At 69.4% G+C, this 8,643-nt stretch carries 9 protein-coding genes; 3 read left to right on the plus strand and 6 right to left on the minus strand.

Annotated features, from left to right (window positions below; translation table 11 throughout):
* Positions 1 to 37: 37 nt before the first annotated feature.
* Together AB0B82_RS23010 and AB0B82_RS23015 are read right to left on the minus strand one after the other, a co-directional pair.
* Positions 38 to 715, minus strand: a complete 678-nt coding sequence (locus tag AB0B82_RS23010; RefSeq protein WP_360171972.1) for a response regulator transcription factor — start codon at positions 713 to 715, stop codon at positions 38 to 40.
* Positions 712 to 1,929 (minus strand): ATP-binding protein, encoded by a 1,218-nt coding sequence (locus AB0B82_RS23015; RefSeq protein ID WP_360171975.1) that lies wholly within the window; start codon positions 1,927 to 1,929, stop codon positions 712 to 714. The genes AB0B82_RS23010 and AB0B82_RS23015 overlap by 4 nt, the downstream gene beginning before the upstream one ends.
* 204 nt (positions 1,930 to 2,133) lie before the next feature.
* On the opposite strand from AB0B82_RS23015, the gene phoU reads away from it, so the two are divergent.
* Positions 2,134 to 2,841, plus strand: coding sequence for a phosphate signaling complex protein PhoU (gene phoU, locus AB0B82_RS23020; protein ID WP_360171978.1), 708 nt, complete (start codon positions 2,134 to 2,136; stop codon positions 2,839 to 2,841).
* A gap of 283 nt (positions 2,842 to 3,124) precedes the next feature.
* Here phoU and AB0B82_RS23025 read toward each other — a convergent pair whose 3' ends face one another.
* The 4 genes from AB0B82_RS23025 to AB0B82_RS23040 are packed head-to-tail and all read right to left on the minus strand — an operon-like array spanning position 3,125 to position 6,137.
* Positions 3,125 to 3,871, minus strand: coding sequence for a phosphoglyceromutase (locus tag AB0B82_RS23025; RefSeq protein WP_360171981.1), 747 nt, complete (start codon positions 3,869 to 3,871; stop codon positions 3,125 to 3,127).
* 10 nt (positions 3,872 to 3,881) lie between these two features.
* A complete protein-coding gene (locus AB0B82_RS23030; RefSeq protein ID WP_360171984.1) occupies positions 3,882 to 4,370 on the minus strand; it encodes a YbjN domain-containing protein in 489 nt (162 codons plus the stop codon).
* Positions 4,367 to 5,659: a D-inositol-3-phosphate glycosyltransferase gene (mshA, locus tag AB0B82_RS23035; protein WP_360171987.1), complete on the minus strand. Its 1,293-nt coding sequence runs from the start codon at positions 5,657 to 5,659 to the stop codon at positions 4,367 to 4,369. The genes AB0B82_RS23030 and mshA overlap by 4 nt, the downstream gene beginning before the upstream one ends.
* A 4-nt stretch (positions 5,660 to 5,663) precedes the next feature.
* The gene (locus AB0B82_RS23040; RefSeq protein ID WP_360171999.1) at positions 5,664 to 6,137 is read right to left on the minus strand and encodes a hypothetical protein; all 474 of its coding nucleotides are present in this window, start codon (positions 6,135 to 6,137) and stop codon (positions 5,664 to 5,666) included.
* A 74-nt stretch (positions 6,138 to 6,211) separates the two neighbouring features.
* Between AB0B82_RS23040 and AB0B82_RS23045 the strand changes: the two genes are divergently transcribed.
* Positions 6,212 to 7,207 (plus strand): hypothetical protein, encoded by a 996-nt coding sequence (locus AB0B82_RS23045; protein ID WP_360171990.1) that lies wholly within the window; start codon positions 6,212 to 6,214, stop codon positions 7,205 to 7,207.
* Entirely contained in the window at positions 7,204 to 7,953 is a 750-nt protein-coding gene (locus AB0B82_RS23050) for an SDR family NAD(P)-dependent oxidoreductase (RefSeq protein ID WP_360171993.1), read from the plus strand. The genes AB0B82_RS23045 and AB0B82_RS23050 overlap by 4 nt, the downstream gene beginning before the upstream one ends.
* Positions 7,954 to 8,643: the final 690 nt, after the last annotated feature.

The raw sequence follows: 8,643 nt of genomic DNA on the forward strand, positions 1-8,643 counted from the left end.
TAACAACAAGGCGCGGTGCGAGTCGGGGACGTGTGAGTCAGGCCTCGAATTTGTAGCCGAGACCACGCACTGTGACCAGATGCTGCGGATTCGAGGGGTCTTTCTCGAGTTTCGAGCGCAACCGCTTCACGTGCACGTCGAGAGTCTTGGTGTCACCCACGTAATCGGCGCCCCAGATCCGGTCGATCAGCTGACCGCGGGTGAGCACGCGGCCGGTGTTCCGCAGCAGCATCTCGAGCAGCTCGAACTCCTTCAGCGGCAGCCGGATCTCGGCGCCCGAGACGGTCACCACATGCCGTTCGACGTCCATCCGGACCGGGCCGGCCTCGAGCGTGTCCGGCAGTAGTTCGACATCCTGCCCGCGCCGCAGTACGGCACGGATGCGGGCCAGCAACTCCCGCGGGCTGTACGGCTTGGTCACGTAGTCGTCCGCGCCGAGTTCGAGACCGACGACCTTGTCGACCTCGTTGTCCTTCGCGCTCACGATGATCACCGGGACGTTGCCCCGGCTGCGGAGCGCCCGGCACACCTCGGTACCGGACAGACCGGGCAGCATCAGGTCGAGCAGCACGATGTCCGCACCGGCGCGGTCGTACTCGTCCAGCGCGTCCGGGCCGGTCTCCGCGACGGCGACCTCGAACCCCTCCTTGCGGAGCACGTACGACAGCGCGTCGCTGTAGCTCTCTTCGTCTTCGACGACCAGCACTCGGGTCACGAAGCTGTCTCCTTCTTCATCTGACCTGACGGGGTGGGCGCCAGGGGAACGGCCGGCCTGTCCTGGCTGGAAAGGCCGGTCTGGCCCGCCGCGGGATCGAGCCGCAGCGGAAGTCTCACGGTGAAGGTCGAGCCCTGGCCCTCGACGCTCCAGACCCGGACGTCACCGCCGTGGATCGAGGCGACGTGCTTGACGATCGAGAGGCCGAGGCCGGTGCCGCCGGTCTCGCGGCTGCGCGCCCGGTCGACGCGGTAGAACCGCTCGAACACGCGTTCCAGGTCGCTGCTCGGGATGCCGACGCCTTGGTCGGACACGGTCACCTCGACCAGGTCGCCGATCGGGTGCGCGGTGACCGCGACGCGGGTACCGTCCGGGCTGTAGTTGATCGCGTTCTCGACCAGGTTGCCGATCGCCATCGCCAACTGGTCCTCGCTGCCCAGCACCTCGAGCTCCGGTTCGCTCTTCACCACGATCCTGATGTCACGGTCGTCGGCGTCGATCCGGCAGCGGTCCACCGCGGCCTCGATGACCAAGTTCACGTCGACCGGGCCCGGATTCTCCAGCGGGTCGTCGCCCTGCAGCCGGGACAGCTCGATGATCTCCTTCACCAGCCGGCTCAGCCGGGACGCCTCGACCCGCATCCGGTCCGAGAACCGCTGCACCGCTTCGGGGTCGTCGGACGCCTCCGACACCGCGTCGGCGAGCAGGATCAGCGCGCCCACCGGCGTCTTGAGCTCGTGGCTGACGTTCACGGTGAAGTCGCGCCGGATCGCCTCCAGGCGACGCTCGCGGGTCCGGTCCTCGACCAGGACGAGCACCAGTTGGCTGCCGAGCGGCGCCACCCGGGCACTGACGTACTGCGTGGCGCCGAGCCGGCCGCGGACGATCTCGAGGTCCTGCTGCCGGATCTCACCGTCCCGGCGGACCTGCCGAACCATCGTCAGGATGTCGTCGACCACCAGCCGCTCACCACGGACGATGCCGAGCACATGCGCCGGGGCGCTGGCCTGCAGCACCTGATCCTCCGGGCCCATCACGACCGCCGAGGACCGCAGTACCGACAGCACGGTCGCGACCCCGGACGGTACGGCGGGCTCCGGGGACTCCGGGATCTTGCGCTGCGCCCGCTCCGAAATCATCATCGCGCCGAGTGAAAGCAGCGCCAGGGCCGCGCCGATGACGCCGCCCAGCACCGCAGCCAGCGTGGGGTCCACGGCAACGATGCTACGCGGGCGACCAGCAGGGAAAGCCCCGATGAGCACCGGATGACCGGGACGCGACCCAAGTGTTCATTTGCCGTTCACCACTCGTCGCCGTCCGGCAACCTCGACGCCGTACGGTCACCGGCAGGCGGGATCCGAGACCTTGTCGGCCGGTCCCGCCGCGGCACCGGACACCACAGATCGGAATCGACCACCATGCGTGACACGTACCACGAGCAGCTCGACGACATCCTCGCCGAGCTCGAGCGGATGACGCGGACGGTGTCCACCGCCGTCCGCCGGTCCACCGCGGCCCTGCTGGCCGCGGACATCCGGCTGGCCGAGGAGGTCATCGCGGCCGACATCCAGCTCGACGCCGCCGGCGAAGGCATCGAGGAGAAGGTCTTCGAACTGATGGCGCGGCAGTCCCCCGTCGCCAACGAACTGCGGATGCTCGTCGCCGCGCTCCGGATGGTCGCGGACCTCGAACGGATGGGCGACCTGGCGGCGCACGTCTCGAAGATCGCCAGGCTGCGGTACCCGGCGCCCGCCATCCCGGACGAACTGCACGACGTCATCGAATCGATGGGGTCCGTGGCCGGGAAGATGGTCGACGCCGCCGGGGACGTGATCGCCACCCGGGACGTCGAAGCCGCGTCCCGGCTGGAATCCACCGACGACGAGATGGACAAGCTGCGCTCCAACCAGTTCCGCCTGATGATGGACGCGGACTGGCCGCACGGCGTCGAGGTCGCCGTCGACATGGCGCTGCTGAGCCGCTACTACGAACGCATCTCCGACCATGCAGTCGCCATGGCGCGCCGGGTCGTGTACCTGGTGACCGGCGAACTCCCGGTCGCCATCGGCGGCACCGCGGCCGGCTCCGGCGCCGGCGCCTCCACCCCCAACCCCAACAGCCACTGACGTTTCCGGCGTTTAGTTGCCGAAGGCAGCTTCTTCGCTCGAACGGACACGCCTTTGGGGCCACTGCCTGTTGCCGCCTCGCCGCCCAGTGCGCTGGACGTGGCCCTGCGAGCAATGGTGGGCGTGAACACCTGCCGGCGGCTGTGAACAGGCAATAACGTGTTCAAGCCCACCACAGCCTGTCGCCACCCACGCCGAGGGGCCGTTTGTGGGGCGCGCAACTCCCGGCGCAACCGGGCACCGCCGCGCCGAAGGACTCGGCGCGGCGGTGGAAGAACGGGGGTCAGCGGCCCTGGTTCTTGACGGCTTCGATGGCGGCCTGGGCAGCGGCTGGGTCCAGGTACTCGCCGCCGGGCTTGAGTGGCTTGAAGTTGTCGTCCAGCTCGTAGTACAGCGGAATCCCGGTCGGGATGTTCAGCCCCACGACGGTCTTCTCGTCCAGGTTGTCGAGGTGCTTGACCAGGGCGCGCAGCGAGTTGCCGTGGGCGGTGACGAGCACGGTCTTTCCGGCGCGGAGGTCCGGCACGATCGCGTCGTACCAGTAGGGGAGCATCCGCTCGACGACGTCCTTGAGGCACTCGGTCGCGGGCAGGATCTCGGGCGGGAGTCCGGCGTACCGCGGGTCGCCGGCCTGGTCGTACTCGGAGCCGCGCTCGATCGGCGGCGGCGGGGTGTCGTAGGAGCGGCGGAACAGCATGAACTGCTCCTCGCCGAGCTCCTCGAGGGTCTGCTTCTTGTCCTTGCCCTGCAGGCCGCCGTAGTGCCGCTCGTTCAGCCGCCAGGATCGCCGTACGTCGATCCACTGGCGGCCGGCCTCCTCGAGCGCGATGTTGGCGGTCCGGATGGCGCGCCGCAGCACCGACGTGTGCAGGACGTCCGGCAGCAGGTCCCGCTCGAGCAGCAGCTGACCGCCGCGGTGCGCCTCCTCGACGCCCTGGGCGTTCAGGTCGACGTCGACCCAGCCGGTGAACAGGTTCTTCGCGTTCCAGTCGCTGTGGCCGTGGCGGAGCAGGATCAGGCGATAGGTCATGGACCCGAGTCTAACGAGGCTCGAGCCAGCCCTTGAAAGCGTCCAGGTTCCGGGTCGACTCACCGCGCGCGACCCGCCATTCGTACTCGCGCCGGATCGAGGTCGCGAACCCGAGCTCGAGGATCGTGTTGAACGAGGTGTCGGCGTACTCCAGCACCGCCCCGAGCAACCGATCGACCTCGGCCGGCGTGATCGCGTGCAGCGGCACCCGCCCGTCGAGGTGGATGTCGCCGAGGTGGTCGACGGCGAACGCGACGCCGTACATCCGCAGGTTCCGCTCCAGCAGCCAGCGGTACACGGCGGCGTGGTTCTCGTCCGGGTGCCGGGCGACGAACGCGTGCACGTGAACGGACTGCGGACCGACGGTCAGCGACACCGTGGTTTTCAGCTTCCGCTCCCCCGGCAGGTCCGCAACGAACGCCCCCGGCTCACTCTCGGCGAAGTCGAGTTCGTTCTCGGTCAGCACCTGGCGGATCACGTCCGCCGCTGAAACTCTCACCCGGCCACCTCCGCGGCGATCTCGGCCGCCATTGTCTCCGCGGCGGTCCGGTACGCCGCCAGCGTGTTCCGGGCGGTCAGTTCCCAGCCGAATCCGCGGGCATGCGCGACCGCCGCGTGGCTCATGCTCTCGCGGGTCGCCGGATCCGTCGCGATCCGCGACAGCGCGTCGGCGAAGTCGTCCACCCGATGACCGCGCACCAGGTAACCGGTCTCGCCGTCCACCACCGCAGTACTCAGGCCGCCGACCGCCGCCGCGACCACCGGCGTACCGCACGCCTGCGCCTCCAACGCGACCAGCCCGAAGGACTCCGAGTACGACGGGACGCACACGACGGAGGCCGCGCGGTACCAGTCGGCCAGCCGCTCGCGCTCCACCGGCTTCACGAACCGGGTGACGTCGTCGATGCCGAGCGCCCGCGCCAGCTCGGCGTGCGACTCGGGGTGCTCCATGCCGTTGCCGGACGGACCACCGATGATCGCGACCACGAGCCGGGACCGCAGCGACGGATCGCGTTCGAGCATCCGCGCCGCGGCCCGGATCAGCAGGTCGGGCGCCTTCAACGGCTGGATCCGGCCGACGAACGCGAGTACGACGGCATCCGCCGGCACCCCGACCGCCGCCCGCGCGGCCGCCTGGGACCTGGGGCTGAACAGCTCCAGATCCACCCCTGGATTGACCACGCCGACCTTCGCGGGCCGCGCGCCGTACAGGTCGATCAGTTCGACCGCCTCGTCGTCGGTGTTGGCGATCAACCGATCCGCGGCCTCGACCACCTGTTCCTCGCCGAGCAGCCGCGCCGGCGGCTCGGGTACGTCGTCGTCCGCCAGGCTGGCGTTCTTCACCTTGGCCATCGTGTGCATGGTATGGACCAGTGGGACCGCCCAACGATCGCGGGCGAGCAGGCCGACCTGGCCGGACAACCAGTAGTGCGAGTGGATCACGTCGTACCAGCCGGGCTCGTGGATCGCCTCGGCGCGCAGGACGGCGCGGGCGAACGTACACAGCTGGGCCGGGAGTTCGTTCTTCGTCAGGCCTTCGTACGGGCCCGCGGCAACGTTGCGGACCGTGACACCGGGCAGCATCTCGACCCGGGCCGGCAGCGCCGACGAGGTCGCCCGGGTGAACACGTCGATCTCGATCCCCAGCCCGGCGAGCTGCTTGGACAGCTCGACGACGTACACGTTCAGCCCGCCGGCGTCCCCGGTTCCCGGCTGGTCCAGCGGTGAGGTGTGCAGGCTGATCATCGCAACCCGCCGGAGAGGACGGTCGGCGGCAAATTCGGTCACGTTGTCAGGGTAACCGCGGCTCCCGCGGCACGAATCGGGAGTTCTCCCTATCCGGAGCGGCCCAGCTGGCCAGCAGTCGCAGGTTCTGCTCGGACGGCGAACCGGGCTCGACGGTGTACGTCACCAACAGCTGGTCGGTGTCGCCGGGAAGTTGCAGCGTCGCGTACGTGATGGTGATCTCGCCGACGACAGGATGCCGCAGGATCTTCGTGCCGTGGCCCTTGTCGACCACGTCGTGCCGCGCCCAGAGCTCGCGGAAGTCCGGGCTGTGGATCGACAGCTCGCCGACGAGCTCGGTGAGTTCCGGGTCGTCCGGCGCGCGGCCGGCGTACATCCGGAGGTAGTCGACGCTCTCGGCCGCGACCGCGTCCCACTCCGGATAGAGCTCGCGCGCCGAGCGATCGAGGAACACCATCCGCGGCACGTTGCGCTCGCGTGCCGGCAGCGCCTCGAAATCGGCGATCAGCGCCGCGGCCAGGTGGGGCTAGCACCACCCTGGGTGGCGGATTCGCACCACTGACTTCAGGTCCGCGCGCGAACAGCATGATGGGCATGCGTACAGTCCTCGAAGAAGTCAGGTCCTGGCATCGGCCGCTGATGCTGATGGTGCTCGTCATGTCCGGTCTGGTCGCCGTGTCCGGGATCGGTCTGCTGGTCGACGGTCGAGAGATCCTCAACGAGTCCGTGTGGCTCAAACCGTTCAAGTTCGGCCTGTCGTTCGTGCTGTACGGCGGGACGCTGGCGTGGCTGCTTCCCAAGCTGCGCAAGGCGAAACGCCTCGGCTGGTGGACGGGTACCGTCTTCGCGGTCACGGGGTTCGTGGACGTCGGGTTCATCGCGATCCAGGCGGCCCGCGGGACGTTCAGCCACTTCAACGCGAACACCGACACCTTCAACCAGATCGGCCAGCAGGTCTTCATGTCCGGGGTCATGGGGCTGTTCGGGGCCAGCCTGGTGATTGCGATCATGCTGCTGTTCCAGCGGATCGGCGACGCACCGCTGAACCGGGCGCTCCGGGTCGGCCTCGCGTTGGCCGTCGCCGGGATGGGGATCGCCTTCTACCTCGTCGGCGCGAACGGGTCGCGGCAGGAGGTACAAGACTCGTACGGGCACGAGGTGACGCTCGCGGGCAGCCACAGCATCGGCGTCGAGGCCGGCGGCCCGGGGATGCCGCTCACGCACTGGAGCACGACCGGCGGTGACCTCCGGGTTCCGCACTTCGTCGGACTGCACGCGATTCACTTCCTGTTGCTCGTGGTCCTCGCGCTGAGTCTGCTCGCCACCCGCGTCGAGTGGCTGCAGTCGGAACGCGTCCGCAATCGCCTGGTCGGCGTCGCTGCCTTCGGGTACTACGGGGTGATGGTCACTGTGACGGCGCAGGCGTTCCGCGGGCAGTCACTGATCCACCCCGACGTACCGACGCTGGGGCTGCTCGGGGCGTTCCTCGCTGTGACCGGGGTCGCGCTCGCCGCGGTGATCGGGTCGGCGCGACGATCCGTGAGACTCCCGGCCGAGCAGCCGAAGGCTTTTGAGAAACTCGGGGTATGACTTCGAGCGATCGTCCTCTGGCCGTGGTGACCGGTGCGAGCAGTGGGATCGGGGCCGCGTCGGCGCGATACCTCGCCCGTGAGGGGTTCGAGGTGATCTGCGCCGCGCGGCGTCTGGACCGGATCGAGGCGCTGGCCAAGGAGATCGACGGCCGCGCGGTGCAGTGCGACGTGACGTCCGCCGAGGACGTCGCCGCACTGACCGCCGCCGTCGGTGACGAGTTGCAGGTGCTGGTCAACAACGCCGGCGGCGCGTTCGGGCTGGAGCCGGTCGCGGAGGCCGACCTGGACGCCTGGCGGCGGATGTACGAGGTCAACGTGATCGGCGTCGCCGCGGTCACCAAATCGTTGCTCCCGGCCCTCATCGCCGGGCGCGGAACGATCATCGTGATGGGATCGACGGCCGGCCAGGTCGCCTACGAGGGCGGCGGCGGGTACGTCGCCGCGAAGCACGCCGCCAAGGCCGTCGTCGACACGCTCCGCCTCGAACTGTGGGACCAACCCGTCCGGGTCTGCGAGATCGCGCCCGGCATGGTCCGCAGCGAGGGGTTCGCCCTGACCCGCTTCGGCGGCGACCAGACCAAGGCCGACGCCGTGTACGCCGGAGTCCGCGAACCGCTCACCTCCGAAGACATCGCCGACGTGGTCGCCTGGATCGCCACCCGCCCCGCCCACGTCAACATCGACCGCATCACCGTCCGCCCCCGCGCCCAAGCCGCCCAACACAAGGTCTTCCGCGAGCAGTAACTCTCACGACGCGACCCCAAGAACCACCCACGCGCCGCCCACCCCTCGCCGACGCCCCACACCCTCGGCCGCTGACGCGGTTGGTCCGCGCGCTGCTGCACCGCTTCCGTCATGAGCGGGATGACGATGTAGCAGGGCGCCTGCGGTCCGAGGGCGATCAACCTGCGCGAGCGGCCGCCGGTTTCACCGTGGTCCCGGGTGAGGACGTCGCCCCACACACTCGCCGCCGGCTCGCACCCCTCACGCCCGGCCGACGCCCCACACCTCCTTGCCGCCCCACACCCTCGCCGTCGGCTCACAACCCCGCTGCTCACTCGCACCCGTCACGCCCGGCCGACACCTCCTTGCCGCCCCGCACCCTCGCCGCCGGCTCACAACCCCGCTGCTCGCTCGCACCCGTCACGCCTGGCCGACCACGCAGCACCTCACCCACCCGCAGCAGACCCTCCACCCGAGCAGGCAACCCTCCAGTCGGATGGGCAACCCTCCAGTCGGATGGGCAACCCTCCAGTCGGATGGGCAACCCTCCAGTCGGATGGGCAACCCTCCAGTCGGATGGGCAACCCTCCAGTTGGATGGGCAACCTCGCGGTTGTGGGGGCAACCCCAATGCCGCTCAGTTAGGGCTGGGGTGTGGTTGTCAACCGTCGTGGATGTGGATGGTGTGGGTGATCTTGTAGTTGTTGCGGTC

This window comes from Kribbella sp. NPDC048915, assembly GCF_040649595.1.
Lineage (GTDB): Bacteria > Actinomycetota > Actinomycetes > Propionibacteriales > Kribbellaceae > Kribbella.